The sequence below is a fragment of the Rhizobium sp. BE258 genome (genome assembly GCF_031457345.1).
Lineage (GTDB): Bacteria > Pseudomonadota > Alphaproteobacteria > Rhizobiales > Rhizobiaceae > Rhizobium.
The window spans coordinates 468,735-488,576 of the sequence record NZ_JAVDWL010000003.1; the positions used below are offsets into that span (position 1 = coordinate 468,735).

17 protein-coding genes and 1 pseudogene are annotated in these 19,842 nt (G+C 61.2%); 10 read left to right on the forward strand and 8 right to left on the reverse strand.

Going from position 1 to position 19,842, the window contains the following annotated elements; genetic code table 11:
• Positions 1-2 precede the first annotated feature (2 nt).
• Positions 3-848: a hypothetical protein gene (locus J2X43_RS12825; RefSeq protein ID WP_310294440.1), complete on the forward strand. Its 846-nt coding sequence runs from the start codon at positions 3-5 to the stop codon at positions 846-848.
• Between the two features lie 28 nt (positions 849-876).
• Complete coding sequence (locus tag J2X43_RS12830; protein ID WP_310294441.1) at positions 877-1,536, forward strand: glycosyltransferase family 29 protein; 660 nt, start codon at positions 877-879, stop codon at positions 1,534-1,536.
• Between the two features lie 34 nt (positions 1,537-1,570).
• On the opposite strand, the gene J2X43_RS12835 is transcribed toward J2X43_RS12830, so the two are convergent.
• Entirely contained in the window at positions 1,571-2,614 is a 1,044-nt protein-coding gene (locus J2X43_RS12835) for a polysaccharide pyruvyl transferase family protein (RefSeq protein WP_310294442.1), read from the reverse strand.
• Positions 2,615-2,729: 115 nt separating this feature from the next.
• Here J2X43_RS12835 and J2X43_RS12840 point away from each other — a divergent pair, with 115 nt between their 5' ends.
• A complete protein-coding gene (locus J2X43_RS12840; protein WP_310294443.1) occupies positions 2,730-3,704 on the forward strand; it encodes a glycosyl transferase in 975 nt (324 codons plus the stop codon).
• A gap of 93 nt (positions 3,705-3,797) precedes the next feature.
• On the opposite strand, the gene J2X43_RS12845 is transcribed toward J2X43_RS12840, so the two are convergent.
• Positions 3,798-4,847 (reverse strand): glycosyltransferase family 4 protein, encoded by a 1,050-nt coding sequence (locus tag J2X43_RS12845; protein WP_310294914.1) that lies wholly within the window; start codon positions 4,845-4,847, stop codon positions 3,798-3,800.
• A 30-nt stretch (positions 4,848-4,877) separates the two neighbouring features.
• Positions 4,878-5,354, reverse strand: a complete 477-nt coding sequence (gene greA / locus J2X43_RS12850; RefSeq protein ID WP_112515781.1) for a transcription elongation factor GreA — start codon at positions 5,352-5,354, stop codon at positions 4,878-4,880.
• Positions 5,355-5,595: 241 nt separating this feature from the next.
• Between greA and J2X43_RS12855 the strand changes: the two genes are divergently transcribed.
• The 3 genes from J2X43_RS12855 (at position 5,596) to J2X43_RS12865 (ending at position 8,833) form a co-directional block, all read left to right on the forward strand.
• Entirely contained in the window at positions 5,596-6,828 is a 1,233-nt protein-coding gene (locus J2X43_RS12855; RefSeq protein ID WP_310294916.1) for a putative DNA modification/repair radical SAM protein, read from the forward strand.
• Entirely contained in the window at positions 6,828-8,303 is a 1,476-nt protein-coding gene (locus tag J2X43_RS12860; RefSeq protein WP_310294445.1) for a UdgX family uracil-DNA binding protein, read from the forward strand. Before J2X43_RS12855 ends, J2X43_RS12860 begins: the two co-directional genes overlap by 1 nt.
• A gap of 92 nt (positions 8,304-8,395) precedes the next feature.
• Positions 8,396-8,833, forward strand: a complete 438-nt coding sequence (locus J2X43_RS12865) for a VOC family protein (protein WP_310294447.1) — start codon at positions 8,396-8,398, stop codon at positions 8,831-8,833.
• Between the two features lie 33 nt (positions 8,834-8,866).
• Here J2X43_RS12865 and J2X43_RS31040 read toward each other — a convergent pair whose 3' ends face one another.
• From J2X43_RS31040 to J2X43_RS12880, 4 genes and pseudogenes are all read right to left on the reverse strand, one after another.
• Positions 8,867-9,217 carry an alpha/beta fold hydrolase gene (locus J2X43_RS31040; protein ID WP_405049594.1) on the reverse strand — a complete coding sequence of 117 codons (351 nt, stop codon included), beginning with the start codon at positions 9,215-9,217 and terminating at the stop codon, positions 8,867-8,869.
• Positions 9,205-9,894, reverse strand: a pseudogene (locus J2X43_RS12870) (alpha/beta fold hydrolase); the annotation flags it as partial. The pseudogene J2X43_RS12870 and the gene J2X43_RS31040, both read right to left, overlap by 13 nt.
• A gap of 66 nt (positions 9,895-9,960) precedes the next feature.
• Positions 9,961-13,449: a carbamoyl-phosphate synthase large subunit gene (carB, locus tag J2X43_RS12875; protein WP_310294451.1), complete on the reverse strand. Its 3,489-nt coding sequence runs from the start codon at positions 13,447-13,449 to the stop codon at positions 9,961-9,963.
• Between the two features lie 172 nt (positions 13,450-13,621).
• Positions 13,622-14,647 carry a zinc-dependent alcohol dehydrogenase family protein gene (locus J2X43_RS12880; RefSeq protein WP_310294453.1) on the reverse strand — a complete coding sequence of 342 codons (1,026 nt, stop codon included), beginning with the start codon at positions 14,645-14,647 and terminating at the stop codon, positions 13,622-13,624.
• Positions 14,648-14,804: 157 nt separating this feature from the next.
• Between J2X43_RS12880 and J2X43_RS12885 the strand changes: the two genes are divergently transcribed.
• Complete coding sequence (locus tag J2X43_RS12885) at positions 14,805-15,290, forward strand: DUF2306 domain-containing protein (RefSeq protein WP_310294455.1); 486 nt, start codon at positions 14,805-14,807, stop codon at positions 15,288-15,290.
• Between the two features lie 80 nt (positions 15,291-15,370).
• Positions 15,371-16,285 (forward strand): neutral zinc metallopeptidase, encoded by a 915-nt coding sequence (locus J2X43_RS12890; protein WP_310294457.1) that lies wholly within the window; start codon positions 15,371-15,373, stop codon positions 16,283-16,285.
• A gap of 36 nt (positions 16,286-16,321) precedes the next feature.
• Here J2X43_RS12890 and J2X43_RS12895 read toward each other — a convergent pair whose 3' ends face one another.
• Positions 16,322-17,317, reverse strand: coding sequence for an aldo/keto reductase (locus tag J2X43_RS12895; RefSeq protein ID WP_310294459.1), 996 nt, complete (start codon positions 17,315-17,317; stop codon positions 16,322-16,324).
• Between the two features lie 98 nt (positions 17,318-17,415).
• Between J2X43_RS12895 and J2X43_RS12900 the strand changes: the two genes are divergently transcribed.
• Both J2X43_RS12900 and J2X43_RS12905 read left to right on the forward strand, forming a co-directional pair.
• Complete coding sequence (locus J2X43_RS12900; RefSeq protein WP_310294460.1) at positions 17,416-18,321, forward strand: LysR family transcriptional regulator; 906 nt, start codon at positions 17,416-17,418, stop codon at positions 18,319-18,321.
• 156 nt (positions 18,322-18,477) lie between these two features.
• Positions 18,478-19,722, forward strand: coding sequence for a TCR/Tet family MFS transporter (locus J2X43_RS12905; RefSeq protein WP_112515792.1), 1,245 nt, complete (start codon positions 18,478-18,480; stop codon positions 19,720-19,722).
• The last annotated feature ends 120 nt before the right edge of the window (positions 19,723-19,842 follow it).

Sequence of the window (19,842 nt, forward strand, 5' to 3'; positions counted from 1 at the left end):
CTATGCTCACTGCCGAAAATACGCTGCTTTGCATCTTCTCCTATAATATGGGGCAGACCTTGGAGCGGTGTATCTTGTCCACGATCAAGATGTGCCCGGGCTTCGATCTGGCGATCATCGATGATCAGAGCGAGGACGAAGAGACGAAGGCGGTCATCGACAGGCATCGCGGTTCGTTCCGGTATTGCCTGACATCGGAAGGTGCCAAAGAAGGGCGCCGCCACGGCCACTTATACAACAACATTCAAAGAATGTGCGAGCTGGCAGGCGCTCAGGGCTACGAGTATATCTTCCTGATTCAGGACGACATGCAGTTCGTGCGGCCGATGGATGAGGCTATTTGCCAGCAATATTACGATCTGTTCAACAGCGATAAAATGGTTCTGCAGGTCGATCCCCGGTTCCTGCGGAACGGATACGAATATGAAATATTGGAGCCGCAGCGCGCTTACGCGTTTCCTGCAGGCGACCCGCGCCGTTCCTATGCTGACGTAGGCATCATCCGGCTATCTGTGCTGAATTCGCTCAAGTGGGAATTTCGCGACAGCGAAGCCGACAACAAGAAAATGTTGAGCCGTTTGGGATGCGTCCGGTTGTTTCCCTTCACCCCGATCATGATGCATGTACCGTTTCCGGTCTCATATCGCGGCGGCAAGAAGAAGCGTTCGCTTCTGCCGTTTTACCGGGGGACCTACGAGTTTCATGAGCTTTCGCAGCGTGAAAAGCGTGCGATGGATGAGCGGGATCTGCACGACATCCCCTATTTTAGAAAGTTTCTGCGGCCGAAGAACATGTATCTGGCCCGGCTCGTCTATGAGCTGGTGACCGATGCATCAGCGCTTAGATGATCGGGGCGCGTCTGTGAGCAGAGGAACCTTGCAGCGGTTGGTCAATCGCTTCAGCGCTAAGCTGGAGAAGAGGCGAGGCCGCGTGGTCGGAAAGTTTCGCCGGCTGTTTGGCCTGACCTATGTGTCGCCGTTGAGCGAGGCCGATATGTTCGAAGCCCTCCGGTTCAAGTCCGTCGCCTTGGTTGGTAATGCGCGTAGCCTGTCTGAGAGTGATTTCGGCGCGTCGATCGATAACCACGACCTCGTCATTCGCTGCAATCAGGCGCCTATGCCTGACAAGCGTTCTCACGGGGCAAGAACAGACTGGATTGCGACCAGCATAGAACTCGATCGCCAGATCATGGCGCAAAAGGGAGCCAGCCACCTGTTGTGGATGTCGCCGCCACGCAACGCGCTACCGGGCTGGATATTGAAGTGGCCGAATTTTTTCCTTTACCCGTCTGCGAGCCACAAGGCACTCTGCGCTAAAGTTGGCAATAGGCCGACGACAGGGCTGATGCTGATCGATCTGCTCGAACGTTCGCCCTGCTTGGCGGTGTCGCTCTATGGCTTTGACTTCTACCGGAGCCTGTCATTGTCCAACGAGCATAACAGCCGCGAGACACCGCACGACTACGGCACAGAGGAAAGCTATGTCCGGAAGCTCTTGGCTTCCGATCACCGATTCTCGCTGAATATCAATGCTTGAAGATTGAGGCGCAGGCGGCGTAATTTCGTTAGCGCTAGTTGTCAGCCAGAGCCCGAATACGATCGAAAAGTCTGGAAGCATCGATGCTAGCCCGGTGGAGCGCACTGGCGATCGTTTTTTCCTCTTCTGATGTGTAGGCAAACTCTTCCGGTTTTTTCAGACGTTCCTGAAGCTGGCCGATTTCGGTCAGGCGGCTGTCATTTAGGCCAAGGTCTTTGAGCAGGGCTTTTGTCTTCCAGGAGTTGGATTCCAGAGCCAGGAAGGGCGTGCCTGACAGAATGCAGAGGCAGATGGCATGAAAGCGACCTGTCACATGCAGGTAGCCATGCTGAAGCGCATTGATGAAACCGGCTTCATCCTTGTTGAACCAGACGTTGCGCCTCTGCAGTCTGAAAGCTTCCGCATGGAGGCGAATGTAGGCCTCGCGTAACATTTTCAGCGGTGCTGGGAAATGTGGTTTGCTGGCCTTGATGGTCTTGAGGATTGGCAGCAAACGCGCGTCAGGGCGGGATGCAGCCAGATCAAGCAGGGCTTTCGATACCTCTCGAGACACTGAGTCTCCAACAAGAAGCATATCGCGTGCAACTGTGGCATTGGTGCTGATGGGGCCGCTGCAAAGCGAGAGGTCCGGCAGGAAATCGATCTTTCGGCCAGCGGCAGCGGATGCGGCCTCGGCGCTCCAGGAATCGCGGGTCGATATCAAATCTATGCGCTCAAGATATCGAGCCCATTCCGGCGGGTTCTCCTGGTAGAGCGCATTGATCAGGGCGACCGGCTTTTTGCCGCGCGCCGGATGGGTGGCGATCCGCAATAAACGCTCGCCAGCGCGCGCTCCATGATGCAGTGTACCCTCGCCATTGATGATGATGAGGTCGCATTCAGCGATGGCACGCAAAAGCGGCTTGTCGTGTTCCCAGTTGTTGCGGACAATGCTCCGCGCGGCAATGTTGATTCTGCGACTGACGAGATTGTCTTCGATGGTTCGCATCACACGGAAACAGCCGAAATGATTGTCGCCGCGCGTATCGTTCAAAATGACTGCATTTATTGACAATTCGGTGCCTTCCCAGGTCGCCATCTATTGAACTATCGATGCCTTTAAAGCGTTTACGCTCTCGCAGAATACCTATCAACTTTTGCATGCTTGACGCCTGCCGGTGCGTTTGCGATTTCCTGTTTGAATGGCAAAGTAAATGGTGGGCAAGGAAGGCCTTATTGTGCTGGGATCCGAACGGCCGTGGCGCCGGTCCATCTTTAGAATTCTTATGTACGTTCTGTGGGGTAGAAGCGGAGCGCACACTCAGGACTGGCTACCCGGCCTCTCTTTGACCATTCCACAGCAGCCATTTGAGACAGGAACGATCGTCTATCGCGGGCATAGCATTTCGCCCTTGTTGCACCCCGCTGTCTTGAAGAACTCTGCAAGTCAGGAAATTTTCATCATCGGCTCGGGCCCTTCTCTGCGGTCGAACGATTTGTCCCTTATTGGTCCGCGCACGGCTATCTTGCTGAACGGGGCGATCAGCCTGTTGACGGAAGGGATCAATGCGCCCCTCGCCATCGCCATAGAGGATGAGCGCTTTGTCTGGCGGCATTTCCAGCTTATGGCTGAAAAGATCGGGGCGGGAAGTATCTGCCTGTTTTCGACGGCGGTTATCCGCGCCATATGCGAAATCAATGACGACTGGCTTGCTGACAAGACGGTGATCCTGATCGACAACATTCGCAAACCTTACGGCGGCAAGCGGCGGGAATATTCTCAGTTGGCTGACCTGGACTTCGTTCGGGTCCATGCCGACGAGGCCGGATTTTCATCCGATCCATCCAAAGGGGTCTTTCAAGGTGGTTCGGTGGCGGTTAGCGCATTTCAGTTTGCTGCCTACTGCAAACCGGCGACCATCGGTTTCTTTGGCGTAGATATTTCCAATGCAAACGGGCCGCGCTTCTACGAGAGAATTGGTAGCGTCGCCAAGTCAGGTATAGCGCATGCGAAACGGCGCATTCTCTCCCACATCTCGCTTGGCATAGGCGCCTGCATCGCTCAGGGGACTGAAGTGCTGAATTTCTCGCCGATTTCCGCACTGTCTGAATGCGGATTGCCGTATGATTCACGCTATGCTTGGACTTCCGCGCAGAAGGATGATTTGGCCGTCGAACATAGTGAATGATGCATATCGTTCGCAAATTCAGACGCTAAACTGTGCTCCGGGGCGATCTGCAGCGCCTATATCAAGCTTTTCAAGCGCAGGCCGTAATTTGCGTCAAACGGAGCGGTAGACGGCGGCGATGCGCTTGGCTTCCATGTCGATCTGGAAATCTTCAAGAACGTGGGCAAGCCCTTTTTGGGCCAGCGTTTCGCGCAGCGGCACATCGTCCATGTAGAGCGCTGCCGCGCTTGCCATCGCCTCGAGGCTGTCGCGTGCAATCATGGCCTCCGGGCCATCGCCGCTATTCACCAGCAGCTCCGGAAACGCCCCGACATCCGTGGCGATGACAGGCACGCCCGATGCCATTGCTTCCAGCGGCGTCAGACCAAAGCCTTCCCAGCGCTGGGGGGCGATGAAGAGGTCGAGGGCGCGGTACCACTCGTTGATATCGGTGTGCTCACCGACGAAAAGGATGCGGTCTGTAAGGCCTGCTGCGGTGACGCGGGTTTTCAGGCTGTTTTCGAAATCGATATGCTTGGCCGTGGCGCGGCCGGCGATGATGGCGATCCAGTCCGGGCGATCCGGGAGGAGGCGGATCATCGTGTCGATGAAGAGGTCGGTGCCCTTCTGATGGCGGACGCGGCCGAAGCAGCCGGCAATCTTCTTCGTGGGGTCGAGGCCGACGGCTGCCTTTGCCGCCGCCTTGTCAGCAGGCGGAGAGAAGCGGGCAGTGTCGATGCCGTGGAGGATGACGGTGTTCGCGACTTCGAGATAGGCCGAGGTCTTGCCGCTGGTGGCGATCGCCGCGTCCATTTTCGAGATCAGCCATTTGGTCCAGCCGGTATGCTTGCGCTGGGAGGCCGAGGTGAAAACGATCTTGAGCTTCATGCGCAGCAGATCGCGCATGATGATCGCGGGCAGCATCTCGACATTGCGCCGCGCGTGCCAGACGCGGTGTTTCCTGCCTGCTGGCGGCGTCCAGAGATGGACGAGGTCGCGGAAGCGGATATGCGGCAGGCTTGCGGGCAGGCCGGGGCCGAGCGCGGCGATCTTCTGGCCGAGCGCCCGCTGCACGGGAATCAACTGAATGATCGTCGACGTGACGCCGGACAGGCGCCGCTTGAAGTTCGGCGCGATGATCTCGACGTCACGGATATCGATGATGGCGGGGTCGCGATCTGCGGCCACGGAAGATCAGCCCCAGGAAACCTGGAGGATTTCATAGGCCTTCGAGCCGCCTGGCGCGTTGACCTCGATGGAATCGCCGACTTCCTTGCCGATCAGCGCGCGGGCGATGGGCGAGGAGATGGAGATGCGGCCGGCCTTCACGTCGGCTTCCTGGTCGCCGACGATCTGGTAGGTCTTTTCTTCCTCGGTGTCCTCGTCGACGAGCTTCACCTTGGCGCCGAACTTGATCTTGTCGCCGGACATCTTCGAGAGGTCGATGACTTCGGCGCGTGCCGTCAGATCCTCGAGCTCGCCGATACGGCCTTCGTTATGGCTCTGGGCTTCCTTGGCAGCGTGATATTCGGCATTTTCCGACAGGTCGCCATGAGCACGCGCTTCGGCGATCGCTTCGATGATGCGGGGACGCTCTTCCTGCTGGCGCCAGCGCAGTTCTTCCTGCAGCTTGACGAAACCACCCTGCGTCATCGGTACCTTATCTACCATTTTCCCGTCCTTTGATCTTCGTGTCTTCCGGTAGGCACAGACACAAAAGAAAACAGGTCCCGAAGAGAACTTCGGAACCGTGCAAACCATCCTAGTTGCTTTGCTTATAGCAGATCGCAAATGCCGATTGCCATAAAATTCGTATCGGGATCTCCAACCTAGCGCTGTATTCGCAGCCGTTTCCGGCAAAAGCCCGTGGTTCGCTTGACTTTTACCGATGGAACATATAATGAACAAAACAATGAAGAAGACGCTGAAAGAAAGACTGGCGATCCTTTCCGACGCCGCGAAATACGATGCCTCCTGCGCTTCCAGTGGCACCACGAAGCGCGATTCGGGGGCGAGCGGCGGCCTGGGTTCGACGGAAGGTTCCGGTATCTGCCACGCCTATGCGCCTGACGGGCGCTGCATCTCGCTCTTGAAGATCCTGCTCACCAATTTCTGCATCTATGACTGCGCCTTCTGCATCAACCGCTCGTCCAGCAATGTCGAGCGGGCGCGGTTCACGCCTGAGGAAGTGGTCTGGCTGACGCTGGAATTCTACCGGCGCAATTATATCGAGGGCCTGTTCCTGTCGTCGGGGATCATCCGCTCATCCGATCACACGATGGAGGAAATGGTGCGGGTAGTGCGGGAGCTGCGCGTCACCCATAATTTCCGAGGCTACATCCATCTGAAATCCATTCCGGAGGCGTCTGCGAAGCTGATCGAGGAGGCGGGGCTCTACGCCGACCGCCTGTCGCTCAATATCGAGCTGCCGACCGATAGCGGCATCACCCGTCTTGCTCCGGAAAAGAAGCCGTCGGGCATTCGGCGCTCGATGGGTGATCTCCGGCTGAAGATCGAGGAAGCCGGCGAGCCGACGCTGCAGACGAAGCGGCGCAAGCGCTTCGTGCCGGCCGGCCAGAGCACACAGATGATCGTCGGAGCCGATGGCGCCAGCGATGCCACCATTCTCGGCACCAGTGCCCGGCTCTACGGCAGCTACGGGCTTCGCCGCGTCTATTACTCGGCCTTCAGCCCGATCCCGGATTCGTCGAAGAACCTGCCGCTGATCAAGCCGCCGCTGATGCGCGAGCACCGGCTCTACCAGGCCGATTGGCTCTATCGCTTCTACGGTTTCGGGATCGACGAGATCACCGCGACGCAGGAGGGCGGGATGCTGGATCTCGATCTCGATCCGAAGCTTGCCTGGGCGCTTGGCCACCGCGAGCAGTTTCCTGTCGATATCAACCGGGCCGCCAAGGAAATGCTGCTGCGCGTGCCGGGGCTCGGCACCAAGGCGGTGAAGGGCATTCTCTCCGGCCGCCGTTTCCGCAGGCTTCGCATCGAGGATTTGTCGCGGCTCGGCGTGTCGATCAAGAAGGTACAGGCCTTCGTGACGGCCGAAGGGTGGACGCCGAAGCGGCTGATCGAGCGGCCGGATCTGCGCGCCATGTTCGAACCGAAACCCGAACAGCTGCAGTTGCTCTGATGCTGAAGGTGGCGCTGCAGGGCAAGGGTGACTTCTTCGAGTGGCGCGATGCCGCTCGGTCGCTGGCACTGGCAGGCATTCCGCCCGAGGATATCGAGTGGCGGGAGAGGGGCGGCGACAAGCAGCTGTTCTGGGAGGAAGACGTGCTGCCGCCGCAACCCGCGGGTGGGAAGCCGATGACGGTGCCGCAGGCCTTCATCGATCTGGCATCCGCGGTCATCTGCCATTGCGATCCGGTGCGCTTCTCGCTTCTGTACCGGCTGCTCTGGCGGCTGCAATCCGACAAAAAGCTGCTTGATATCGTTTCCGACGAGGATGTGGCGCGAGTCCGCCTTCTGGAAAAGAGCGTGCGCCGGGACGCGCACAAGATGACCGCCTTCGTGCGCTTCAAGGAGGTCGGCAGCGGTATCTCGATGAACGGGCGGCGGAAGTTTCTCGCCTGGTTCGAGCCGGATCATCATATCGTCGTGCGCAAGGCGTCGTTCTTCCAGCGGCGGTTCAACGATATGGACTGGATCATCCTGACGCCGAAGGGTTCGGCCGGGTGGGACGGCGTGAAGCTGACGACCAGCCACGAGCCCTGCGAGAAGCCTGATCTCACCGACGATGCCGACGAACTCTGGCGCACCTACTACGCCAATATCTTCAACCCGGCGAGGCTGAAGGTGAAGGCGATGCAGGCGGAAATGCCGAAGAAATACTGGAAGAACCTGCCGGAGGCCGATCTCATTCCCGGGCTGATTGCCAATGCGGAGAGCCGGGTGATCGAGATGGCGAAACGCCAGGCGAGCACGCCGCAGCCTTTTCACGATCGCCTGCAGGAAGCGGCTCGCAACCAGCCGCAGCCGGAACCGGCGCCTGCCGGGACGCTCGAGGCGCTGCGGGAACAGGCCGCCGTCTGCACACGCTGTCCGCTTCATGCCAAGGCGACTCAGACGGTGTTCGGCGAGGGCCCCGGGAATGCCGATGTGGTTTTCGTCGGCGAGCAGCCGGGCGATCAGGAGGATCTGGCGGGGCGCCCGTTCGTCGGGCCGGCCGGCAAGGTGTTCGATCAGGCGATCGAGGCGGCAGGGATCGACCGATCGGCGCTCTATGTCACCAATGCCGTCAAGCATTTCAAATACGAGCCGCGCGGCAAGCGGCGCATCCACCAGCGCCCCAATATGGGCGAGGTGCAGCATTGCCGCTGGTGGCTGAAGCTGGAGCTCGATCTGATCAAGCCGAAAATCGTCGTGGCAATGGGCGCGACGGCGCTCGCTTCGCTGACCGAAACGAAGCACAAGCTGACCGACATCAGGGGGCAGGCGATGCGGATGGCGAACGGGCGCCTGCTCTTCACCACCGTCCATCCATCCTATCTGCTGCGGCTCCCCGATGAGCGCGACAGGGTAGAGCAGACGGCGTTGTTCCAGCGGGATATGGTGGAAATACAGAGGCTTATGGCGGCGCTTTCGAAAACTGATTCCGCTGCCTGATAAACGGATTCAGAAAAAAGGCCCCAAGATCTGTCGGTTGCGGCAGCCTCAAACGTCCTTTGCCTGAGGTAACTATAAGGGAGACTGCAGTCATGGCACTGAAGCGGATGGACAACATCGGCATCGTCGTCGAGGATCTCACGGGAGCGATCGCGTTCTTTGGCGAACTTGGTCTGGAACTCGAAGGGCGCGCCACGATCGAAGGCGCGTGGGCGGGGCGCGTCACGGGGCTCGGCGATCAGCATGTTGAGATTGCCATGATGCGTACGCCGGATGGCCACAGCCGGTTGGAACTCTCACGCTTCATCCGGCCTGAGGTCATGGCGGATCATAGGAATGCGCCTGTCAACGCCTTCGGCTATCTCCGCGCGATGTTCACCGTCGATGATCTGAACGAAACGCTCGAGCGGCTTCGTGCATGTGGCGCGCAGCTGGTGGGAGACGTCGTCAGGTACGAGGATGCCTATCTGCTTTGCTACATCCGTGGGCCAGAGGGGTTGCTGATCGGGCTTGCCGAGGAACTCGGCTAAGGCGAGATCGGCGATGGCATCTGAGCGCCGCCGTTATGGGTTCGAAGCGGCGCCATTCGTATCCGTCACCGGCAGCGACGTCATGAACGCGGCGATCAGGCTGGCGGTCTTCTCCGGCGCCTCGATCTGCGGGATGTGATTGACGCCGTCGAGCACGGAAAGCTGCGCCTTCGGCAGCAGGCTGGCGATCTCTTCGCCCTGCGCCAGCGGCGTGACGCTGTCTTCCTTGCCCCAGATGAGGAGCGCCGGCTTTTCGAAGCCGCGGTAATTTTCCGCTTTGAAGGCGCGCGAGCTTTCCTCGTTGCCGAACAGGCCGGTGACGAACCAGTCGGCGATCGCGTGGCTGGTGCCCTTGACGTCAAGCGGGCGGCTATAGACCGCGATCCGCTCGGGTGTGCGACGGCGTCGTCATCGGCGACGAAATCGCGCAGGCCCTTGCCGATCATCAATGGGTTGGTGAAGGTGGCAGCCATGATCGCTTCGCGCAGGCCGGGTGCCGAGAAAAGCGGTGCCAGCGGCGGTTTGGCGGGCGGGCGTCCGAGGCCGAGTGCGACGTCGAGCAAGACGAGGCCGGAGATGCGGTCCGGCTGGGTCAGCGCGGCCTCCACGGTCGCGCCGCCGCCGAAGGAATGGCCGAGCAGCACGAATTGCTTGAGCCGCGCGGCGTCGGCAAAGGCCAGGATGCGGCGCGCCTGCGCCTGACGGGAGTAATCGCCGGAAGAGGGGCGTTCGGAATAGCCGAAGGGCGGCAGATCGGGGGCGATGACGCGGAAGCCGTCGTTTCCCAGCCGTTCGGCGATCGGCGCCCAAGTTTCCGACCAGGCCATGACGCCGGGGATCAGCAGGATCGCCTGGCCGGTCTTCGGTCCCCATTCGCGGTAGTGGAGGTCGAGGCCGGCGGCCTGGAGATATTGGCCGGGCTCGCCACTGCGGCCGGGCGGCAGGCTCTCACGCCAGATCGAGGCGGCGTAGAAACCAGCGAATACGAGAAGCGCGATGCCGATGACAGCTCCGGCAATGCCGGCGAGAATCTTGGCGATCCGGATGGCTATGCTTCTCATCTTGCTTCCCCGCCGCAGCGTTGCCTGCGGCGAGGAATAGCAGAAAGCCGGTTAAGAATTTCGCGATTAGGCGAAATAGCTCTGCAGCGGGCGGACTTCGAGATTGCCGGCGCGCAGCGCCTTGATCGCCTGCGCCGCAGCCTCGGCGCCCGCCATCGTCGTGTAGTAGGGCACCTTCTGCATCAGCGTGGCGCGGCGCAGCGACTTGGAGTCCGAGATCGCCTTGTTGCCATCGGTCGTGTTGATGACGAGCTGGACCTGACGGTTGCGGATGGCGTCCTCGATATGCGGGCGTCCTTCCAGAACCTTGTTGATCTTGGTGGCGGTGATGCCCTGTTCGGCGAGGTAGCGGGCAGTGCCGCCGGTTGCCAGAACCTTGAAGCCTTCGGCGACCAGCAGGCGGATCGCCGGCAGAACGCGCAGCTTGTCCTCGTCGCGCACCGAGACGAACACCGTTCCGTCACGCGGCAGCTCGACGCTGGCACCGAGCTGCGACTTGGCGAAGGCCAGCGCGAAATCGGTGTCGAGGCCGATGACTTCGCCGGTCGAGCGCATTTCCGGGCCAAGCAGCGTGTCGACGCCCGGGAAACGGGCGAAGGGGAAGACGGCTTCCTTGACGGCGATGTGCTTCAGGTTGCGCGGATCAGGCTTTTCGCCGTAGGCGGCAAAGGTCGCATCGAGCTTCTCGCCGGCCATGGCGCGCGCGGCGATCTTGGCAATCGGCGCGCCGATGGTCTTGGCGACGAAGGGAACCGTACGCGAGGCGCGCGGGTTGACTTCGAGCACGTAGACGGTGCCGTCCTTGATGGCGAACTGGACGTTCATCAGGCCGACGACGTTGAGCGCCTTGGCCATGGCTTTCGCCTGACGCTCCAGCTCGTCGAGCATTTCCGTCGACAGCGTGCGCGGCGGCAGCGAGCAGGCCGAGTCGCCGGAGTGGATGCCGGCTTCCTCGATATGCTCCATGATGCCGGCGACATAGGAGTCGGTACCGTCGGAGAGGCAGTCGACATCGACCTCGATGGCGTTCGACAGGTAGCTGTCGAAGAGCAGCGGGTTTTTGCCGAGCAGGGTGTTGATCTGGCCGGTCTTGTCGTTCGGATAGCGCTGCTTGATGTCTTCAGGCACCAGTTCCGGAACGGTATCCAGCAGGTAGGTTTGCAGCATCGATTCCGAATGGATGATCTGCATGGCGCGGCCGCCGAGAACGTAGGACGGGCGCACGACCAGCGGGAAGCCGATTTCGGTGGCGACGAGGCGGGCCTGCTCGACCGAGTAGGCGATGCCGTTGTTCGGCTGCGTCAGGTCGAGCTTGACCAGCAGCTTCTGGAAGCGGTCGCGGTCTTCGGCAAGGTCGATCATGTCAGGCGCGGTGCCCAAGATCGGGATGCCGTTCTTCTCGAGCGCCTCGGCAAGCTTCAGCGGCGTCTGGCCGCCGAACTGGACGATGACGCCAACGACTTCGCCCTTTTCCTGCTCGGCGCGCAGGATCTCGATCACGTCTTCGGCCGTCAACGGCTCGAAATAGAGGCGATCGGAAGTGTCATAGTCGGTCGAGACGGTTTCGGGGTTGCAGTTGATCATGATGGCTTCATAGCCGGCATCGCGGAGTGCGAAGGCGGCATGGCAGCAGCAATAGTCGAATTCGATGCCCTGGCCGATACGGTTCGGACCACCGCCGAGAATGACAACCTTCTTGCGGTCGGAGACTTCGGCTTCCGAGCGTGCGGCGCCGACGAAGGGCGTTTCGTAGCTTGAATACATGTAGGCGGTCGGCGAGGCGAATTCGGCCGCGCAGGTGTCGATGCGCTTGAAGACAGGGCGGACGTTCAGGCTGTTGCGCAGTTCCGCCACTTCCTTCGGACGCTTGCCGGACAACGTGGCGAGGCGGGCGTCTGAGAAACCCATGGCCTTGAGGCTGCGGAGATTGGCGGCGTCCTGCGGCAGGCCGTGCTCGCGGATGCGGGCTTCGGTATCGACGATCGCCTTGAACTGGGCGATAAACCACGGGTCGATCTTGCAGCCTTCGTGGACTTCTTCGGGGCTCATGCCCTGGCGCAGCGCCTGGGCGACCATGCGCAGGCGATCTGGCGTCGGCGTGCCGATGGCGGCGCGGATGGCGTTCTGGCTGGATTCGCCTTCTTCGACGCCCGGGATTTCGATCTCGTCGAGGCCGGTGAGGCCGGTTTCTAGGCCGCGCAGCGCCTTCTGCAGCGATTCAGCAAAGGTACGGCCGATCGCCATGACTTCGCCAACCGATTTCATGGCCGTGGTCAGAACCGGCGAGGCGCCCGGGAACTTCTCGAAGGCAAAGCGCGGGATCTTGGTGACGACATAGTCGATCGACGGCTCGAAGGAGGCCGGTGTCGCGCCGCCGGTGATGTCGTTGTCGAGCTCGTCGAGCGTGTAGCCGACGGCGAGCTTGGCTGCGACCTTGGCGATCGGGAAGCCGGTGGCCTTGGAAGCCAGCGCCGAGGAGCGCGAAACGCGCGGGTTCATTTCGATGACGACGAGGCGGCCGTCCTTCGGGTTGACGGCGAACTGGACGTTCGAGCCGCCGGTCTCGACGCCGATCTCGCGCAGAACCGCGATCGAGGCGTTGCGCATCATCTGGTATTCCTTGTCCGTCAGGGTCAAGGCAGGGGCAACGGTGATCGAATCGCCGGTATGGACGCCCATCGGGTCGATGTTCTCGATCGAGCAGATGATGATGCAGTTGTCCGCCTTGTCGCGGACCACTTCCATTTCATATTCCTTCCAGCCGAGAACCGATTCCTCGATCAGAACTTCGGTGGTCGGCGAGGCATCGAGGCCGCCGCCGATGATCTCGAAGAATTCCGAGCGGTTATAGGCAATGCCGCCGCCGGTGCCGCCCATTGTGAAGGACGGACGGATGATGGCGGGCAGACCGACGACGTCGATCGCCTGCGCGGCGATCGCCATGGCATGGCTGATGTAGCGCTGCTTGCGGTCGGTTTCGCCGAGGTTCCACTGGTTTTCGAGCGCGTCGAGCGCCTTGTCGAGATCGGCGCCGGAGAGGCTTTCCTTGAGCTTGTTGCGCTCGGCCTCATGCGTCTTGCGGTCGAGATCCTTGATGTCGGTGGCGTTGGCCAGCATCGAGCGCGGGGTTTCCAGGCCGATGCGGTCCATGGCTTCGCGGAAGAGGGCGCGGTCTTCGGCCATGTCGATGGCAGCGGGCTTCGCGCCGATCATCTCGACATTGTAGCGGTCGAGAACGCCCATGCGCTTGAGGGAAAGCGCGGTGTTGAGTGCCGTCTGGCCGCCCATGGTCGGCAGCAGCGCGTCGGGGCGTTCCTTGGCGATGATCTTGGCAACGACTTCGGGGGTGATCGGCTCGACGTAAGTGGCGTCGGCCAGGCCCGGATCGGTCATGATCGTTGCCGGGTTGGAGTTGACGAGGATGACGCGGTAGCCTTCCTCCTTCAGCGCCTTGCAGGCCTGGGTTCCCGAGTAGTCGAATTCGCAAGCCTGGCCGATGACGATCGGTCCTGCGCCGATGATGAGGATCGATTTGATGTCTTGGCGCTTCGGCATGGCAATATCCGTTTCTAGCTGCGCAGAAAACCGGCCAGGGTGGGAGGCACCGGGTCGGGTCGCGCATTGAGGGTCTTTTCAGGCTAGAAGCGGCTTATAGGCAAAGCGAAACCGAAACGGAACCCCATAATTCAAGGAATCGACAGGAATCCGCAGGTTGTCGGTAGGGGTATCAAAGGCCGGGTATGACAAGAGCCCGGATCTCGCCTGATGGAGCCGGATTGGCGATGGTCTTAAGGGCCTCCTCGAAGCCGATCCTGCGGGAAATCAGCGGCTCTACCTTGATGGCGCCGGTGGCGATCAGGTCAGCGGCGCGGGCATGGGTGAAAGGGTTGACGAAGGAGCCGAGCAGGCGGATTTCCCGGAAGAGCAGGTCGAAGGGTTCGATCGAGACCTTTGCGCCCTGCGGCATGACGCCGAGGATGACGGCGGTGCCGCCTTTTCGGGCGAGGCGGGGCGCCTGTTCGATGGTCTCGGGAACACCGGCGCATTCGATGACGACATCGGCGCCGTCAGGCAGCATGCCATTCCTGCCGCAGATCAGCTCGATGATATCGCCGGCTGACGGATCGACGGTCGCTGTTGCGCCGAGTTGTTCGGCGAGCCGGCGCTTTTCGGCGTTGCGGGTGGCGAGGACGACGCGCGTGGCGCCGGCAAGGCGGGCGAGCTGGACGACCAGCAGGCCGATGACGCCGCCGCCCAGCACGACGACCGATTGGCCGGTGGTGATGCCGGCCATGTCGACGCCGTGGATGCAGCAGGCCAGCGGTTCGCAGAAGGCACCGTGCAGCGGATCGAGACCGGCGGGCAGGGCGTAGGCCTGCGTTTCCGGCATGCAGACATAATCGGCGAAGCCGCCGTCGCGGTGGATGCCGATGGCGCGCAGGTTGCGGCAGAGGTTGACCCGGCCGCGCTGGCATTCCGGGCAAAGGCCGCAGGAAATGTTCGGATCGCCGGTGACGCGCATGCCTGCCCGGAAGTTCTTCACGCCGGAACCGATCGCCTCGACGATGCCGGTGAATTCGTGTCCGAGGATGACGGGCGGCGTCGAGGGAAATTCGCCGTGGAAAAGATGGCGGTCGGTGCCGCAGATGCCGCAGGCGTCCACCTTGACCAGGATATCGTTCGGGCCGGGAACCGGCTTTTCGGCTTCCACCACGGCAAGTCTGCCGGTTGCTTCCAGACGCAGCGCCTTCATGATTTTCTCCTCGCTCCGATGCCATCAGGCGCAAAATGAGCGGACGCGTCAAGGCTTGACGGCAAGGCTCCGGGGGAGAGCCGAAAGAGTTGACGCCCGCCTCTTGCGCGGCGCCGCATCCGGCGGAAAGATCACGGCGTTCCCGAGGAGATAGTAGATGACCCTAGAACCCTTGCTCGATGCGCAGCCTGCAATCCAGATTCATGTTGCGACGGTCGTGCCCGCTGCCTTGCTCGGCGCCTATCTGTTGTCGCGGCCGAAAGGCACGCCGCGGCACCGGTTGCTCGGCAAGATCTGGATGGGGCTGATGGTGATCACCGCGCTCTCCACCTTTTTTATTCACGAGCTTAATCTGTTTTACGGTTTCAGCCCCATTCACCTGCTGTCGATCGCCACGCTGTTCGGTGCCTGGCAGGCGATTGCCGCGGCCCGGCGCCACGATGTCGTCAGGCATCGCCATATCGTTCGCTCGATCTATTTCGGCGGCATCGTCATTGCCGGACTGTTCACCTTCCTGCCGGGGCGGATCATGAACTCAGTGGTGTTTTCCGGGCACGACATGGTCGCGCTTGCCGCCGGGCTTGTGGTGACCTCTGCCGCCGCAGCCATCGTGCTCTCTTCGCGGCTGCGGCCGGCGGCATGAAGCCGCTGGAATTCACAGTCGCGGCGGATATATAACTGTTGGCTGCAGAGGTGCATTTGGCACTGCCGGGGAGAGTTGAGATGGAATGGAAGGGCCGCCGTCAATCGGACAATATCGAGGATCGCCGCGGAGACCCTTCGAGCGGTGGTTTTGGCCGCGGAGGCGGGTTCAGCTTTCCCTCGGGCGGCATGCGCCGCGGCGGGGGCGGGCTGTCGATCGGCACGATCATCTTCCTCGTCGTCATCTATTTCATCTTCAAGGCGATGGGCATCGACCTGATGCAGGTGATGGACGGCACGATGAATGGCGGCTCCGGCTACGAACAGAGCCAGTCGCAGGGCAATGGAACGCCTGCCAATGACGACATGACGGCTTTCGTGCGCACCGTGCTTGCCGATACCGAAGATACCTGGACCGGCATCTTCCAGGCCTCCGGACAGACGTATGAGAAGCCGGCTCTGGTGCTGTTCTCGGGCTCGACGCGCTCCGGCTGCGGCGCTGCATCTGCGGCATCAGGCCCGTTCTATTGCCCGATCGACCGCAAGGTTTATCTCGACACCGATTTCTTCCGCCAGCTCAGCCAGCAGTTTGGCGCCAAGGGCGAATTTGCCGAGGCCTATGTCATCGCCCACGAAGTCGGCCATCATGTTCAGAACATTCTCGGTGTGCTGCCGAAGTTCAACGAGGCCCGCCAGCGGATGAGCGAGGTCGATGCCAACAAGATGTCGGTGCGCGTCGAGCTGCAGGCCGATTGCTTCGCCGGGGTCTTCGCCAAGTTCGAGCAGCGCAAGGGCTATATCAATCCAGATGATATCCAGGACGCGCTGAACGCCGCCCAGCAGATCGGCGACGATACGCTGCAGAAGCGCAGCCAGGGCTATGTGGTGCCCGACAGCTTCAACCACGGAACCTCGGCGCAGCGTGTCAAATGGTTCAAGCAGGGCTTCGACAGCGGCAAGGTTTCGGCTTGCGACACCTTTAGCGGTCCGGTCTGAGCCGGGAGGCTCCGCCTCTCCGGCGGAGCCATCCGATTAGCGTTCGCTATCCATATGCTTCAGCTGCACGTCCGGATAACGGGCGCCCGCAGCGGCGTCCTTTGGCACAGCGCGCTCGATTGCCGCGATGTCGTCAGCGCTGAGCTCAACAGCGCTTGAACCGAGCGCTTCGGTCAGCCGGTCGCGGCGGCGGGCGCCAATCAGCGGGACGATATCCTTACCTTGTGCCGCGACCCAGGCGATGGCGATCTGGGCGACGCTGACCTGCCTTTCCGCAGCGATCTTGCGCAGTTCTTCGACAAGGGCGAGGTTCTGGTCGATATTGGCGGTCTGGAAGCGCGGGCTGACGGCGCGGAAATCGCCTTTGCCGCCATCCTGGCCCTTCTGCCAATGGCCGCTGATCAGGCCGCGCGACAGCACGCCATAGGCGGTGATCGAGATGCCGAGTTCGCGGCAGGTGGGGAGGATCTGATCCTCGATGCCGCGGGAGATCAGCGAGTATTCGATCTGCAGGTCGGCGATCGGGTGAATGGCGGCGGCACGGCGGATGGTGTCGGCGCCAACTTCGGACAGGCCGATATGGCGGACGTAGCCGGCCTTGATCATGTCGGCGATGGCACCGACGGTTTCCTCGATCGGCACGTTCGGATCGAGACGGGCAGGGCGGTAGATGTCGATATAGTCGGTGCCGAGGCGCTGCAGCGAATAGGCGATGAAATTCTTCAGCGCTGCCGGGCGGGAATCATAGCCGTTCCAGGCGCCGAGCGGATCGCGCAGAGCGCCGGTCTTGACGCTGAGGATGAGGTCCTCGCGCTTTCGGTTCTTCAGCGCTTCGCCGATCAGCATTTCGTTGTGGCCCATGCCATAGAAATCGCCGGTATCGAGCAGGTTGATCCCGGCATCCAATGCGGCGTGGATCGTTGCAATGCTTTCGGCCCGGTCGGCGGGTCCATACATGCCTGACATGCCCATGCAGCCGAGGCCGATGGCGGAGACTTCGGGGCCGGTCTTTCCCAGGCGATAGGTTTGCATTGTCTTCTCCTTGTGATGCGTTCGGCACTCTTTCTATCGGCTGCGGATGTGTGCGATAATCCGGATAGTGGTGAATGAGCCGTACGGGAAAATGCACAATGGATGATCTGCCCCTCAGTGATCTGGATGCCTTCACGGCGATTGCAAGGGAGCGGAGCTTCCGTGCCGCGGCCCGCAAGCGCGGCGTTTCGCCGTCGTCGCTCAGCGATTCTCTGCGGCGGCTGGAAGAGCGGCTGGGCGTGCGGCTGCTCAACCGCACGACCCGCAGCGTCACGCCGACGGAGGCGGGCGAACGGCTATTGGAGCGGCTGGCGCCGGCACTGGGGGAGGTCGCCTCGGCGCTCGGACAGCTCGACAGTTTCAAGGACAGCCCGGCCGGAACGCTGCGGCTGAACGTGCCGACCATCGTGTCGCGGCTTTTCCTGCCCGAGATCGCCAGCCGGTTCCTGGCGCTCTATCCGGAAATCAAGCTCGAGATCCTTGCGGAGGACGACTTTGTCGATGTCGTCGAGGCGGGCTTCGATGCCGGTATCCGTTACGACGAACGGCTGGAGCGCGACATGATCGCCGTGCCGATCGGCCCGCGCCGCCAGCGTTACGTCACGGCTGCATCGCCTGCCTATCTGCAACGGCGCGGCACACCTGCTCATCCGCGCGACCTGCTGGAGCATGACTGCATCCGCCATCGCTTTCGCAGCCGCGCGCATTTCGCCTGGGAGTTCGATCGCGGCGAGGAGACGCTGACGCTCTCGGTGTCCGGACCGCTGGTTGCCAACTCGATCGAGATGGAGGTCGGCGCTGCGATTTCCGGCCTTGGTGTCATCAGGACTTTCGAGGAAGTGCTGCTTCCCGGATTTGAACGGGGCGAACTGGTGCCGATCCTCGAGGAATGGGTCACGGAATTCTCCGGGCCGTTCCTCTATTATGCCAGCCGCAAGCACATGCCGCCCGCACTTCGCGCATTCGTCGATTTCGTCAAGGCCGAGGGGCGGAGGGGCTCATAATCCCGTTTTGTTCGCGGGCGTGATCAATTTCGTTGTCTTCGCCATCAAAAACTTTGAAATGTTCACGTATTGTTTCAATTTTCTGCTTCGGCTATGTAACATTCCCGGCGATGAGATCGTCTTTCCAGAAAACAGCAGCTGTTGAGAGATGACTTCATGCTTGATCCCAAATTCGTAAGCCGCGGCCTGTTCCTGGTTTTCATGATCCTGTTTCTCGATGTGATCGGCATTGCGATCATCATGCCGGTTCTTCCCGCCTATCTGGAAGAGTTGACGGGTGGCAGCGTCAGCGACGCGGCGCTGGATGGCGGCTGGCTGCTCGTCGTCTATGCGATCATGCAGTTTCTGTTCGCGCCGCTGCTCGGCAATCTCAGTGACCGCTTCGGACGCAGGCCGATCCTGCTGATTTCGGTGCTCACCTTCGCCATCGACAATTTCATTTGCGCGGTCGCCACCAGCTTCTGGATGCTGTTTGTCGGCCGGGCGCTGGCGGGCTTCAGTGGCGGCAGTTTCGCCACCTGCTCGGCCTATATCGCCGATATCAGCACGGAGGAGAATCGGGCGAAGAATTTCGGCCTGATCGGCATCGCCTTCGGCGTCGGCTTTACCATCGGTCCTGTCATTGGCGGCTTTCTCGGCGAATTCGGGCCACGCGTGCCGTTTTTCGGGGCGGCGCTGGTGTCGTTCCTGAATTTCGCCGCCGCCTATTTCCTGCTGCCCGAGACCTTGGATGCCAAGCATCGCCGCCCCTTCGAATGGAAGCGTGCCAACCCGCTCGGCGCCTTGAAGCAGATGCGCCACTATCCCGGCATCGGCTGGGTTGCCGCCGTGATGTTCCTGTTCTGGCTGGCGCATTCGGTTTATCCAGCCGTCTGGTCCTTCGTCGGCACCTACCGCTATGGCTGGAGCGAGGGCCAGATCGGCCTGTCGCTCGGCATCTACGGCATCGGCGCGGCGATCGTCATGGGACTAGTGCTGCCGAAGGTCGTTCCTGTTCTCGGCGAGTGGAAGACGGCGGTCATCGGTCTCTGCTTTTCTGTCGTTGGCCTGACGGGCTATGCCTTCGCCTGGGAGGGGTGGATGGTCTATATGATCATCGTCATGACGGTCATGGAGAACGTCGCTGATCCGCCGCTGCGCAGCATTGCGGCCGGCAAGGTGCCGCCCTCGGCGCAGGGTGAGCTGCAGGGCGCGCTGACCAGCCTCAGCAGCATCACCACGATCATCGGCCCTGTGATCTTCACGCAGCTGTTCGGCTATTTCACCAAGCCGGATGCGCCGGTTACCTTTGCAGGTGCCCCTTATCTGATGGCGGCTTTCTTCATTCTCGTGGCGGCGGTGGTGTTCTTCATCAAGGTGCGACCGTCGCGGCCGAAGACGATCGAAGCTCTGGCAGAATAGCCATCAGATTCAGTGATGCTGTGATGAATATTTCAGCATTTGCCTGTTTTAGGGTAGCTCTTTGCCGGGCTTTGATCTAAGGCCCGGTAATAACTTGCCGCCATTCCGCGGCCGAAAACG

Excerpts from the sequence above, each read along its gene's own strand:
- J2X43_RS12825 (WP_310294440.1), top strand. The coding sequence starts at position 3 with ATGCTCACTGCCGAAAATACGCTGCTTTGCATCTTCTCCTATAATATG.
- J2X43_RS12835 (WP_310294442.1), bottom strand. The coding sequence starts at position 2,614 with ATGGCGACCTGGGAAGGCACCGAATTGTCAATAAATGCAGTCATTTTG.
- J2X43_RS12840 (WP_310294443.1), top strand. The coding sequence starts at position 2,730 with ATGGTGGGCAAGGAAGGCCTTATTGTGCTGGGATCCGAACGGCCGTGG.
- greA (WP_112515781.1), bottom strand. The coding sequence starts at position 5,354 with ATGGTAGATAAGGTACCGATGACGCAGGGTGGTTTCGTCAAGCTGCAG.
- J2X43_RS12855 (WP_310294916.1), top strand. The coding sequence starts at position 5,596 with ATGAAGAAGACGCTGAAAGAAAGACTGGCGATCCTTTCCGACGCCGCG.
- J2X43_RS12860 (WP_310294445.1), top strand. The coding sequence starts at position 6,828 with ATGCTGAAGGTGGCGCTGCAGGGCAAGGGTGACTTCTTCGAGTGGCGC.
- J2X43_RS12865 (WP_310294447.1), top strand. The coding sequence starts at position 8,396 with ATGGCACTGAAGCGGATGGACAACATCGGCATCGTCGTCGAGGATCTC.
- carB (WP_310294451.1), bottom strand. The coding sequence starts at position 13,449 with ATGCCGAAGCGCCAAGACATCAAATCGATCCTCATCATCGGCGCAGGA.
- J2X43_RS12880 (WP_310294453.1), bottom strand. The coding sequence starts at position 14,647 with ATGAAGGCGCTGCGTCTGGAAGCAACCGGCAGACTTGCCGTGGTGGAA.
- J2X43_RS12885 (WP_310294455.1), top strand. The coding sequence starts at position 14,805 with ATGACCCTAGAACCCTTGCTCGATGCGCAGCCTGCAATCCAGATTCAT.
- J2X43_RS12890 (WP_310294457.1), top strand. The coding sequence starts at position 15,371 with ATGGAATGGAAGGGCCGCCGTCAATCGGACAATATCGAGGATCGCCGC.
- J2X43_RS12895 (WP_310294459.1), bottom strand. The coding sequence starts at position 17,317 with ATGCAAACCTATCGCCTGGGAAAGACCGGCCCCGAAGTCTCCGCCATC.
- J2X43_RS12900 (WP_310294460.1), top strand. The coding sequence starts at position 17,416 with ATGGATGATCTGCCCCTCAGTGATCTGGATGCCTTCACGGCGATTGCA.
- J2X43_RS12905 (WP_112515792.1), top strand. The coding sequence starts at position 18,478 with ATGCTTGATCCCAAATTCGTAAGCCGCGGCCTGTTCCTGGTTTTCATG.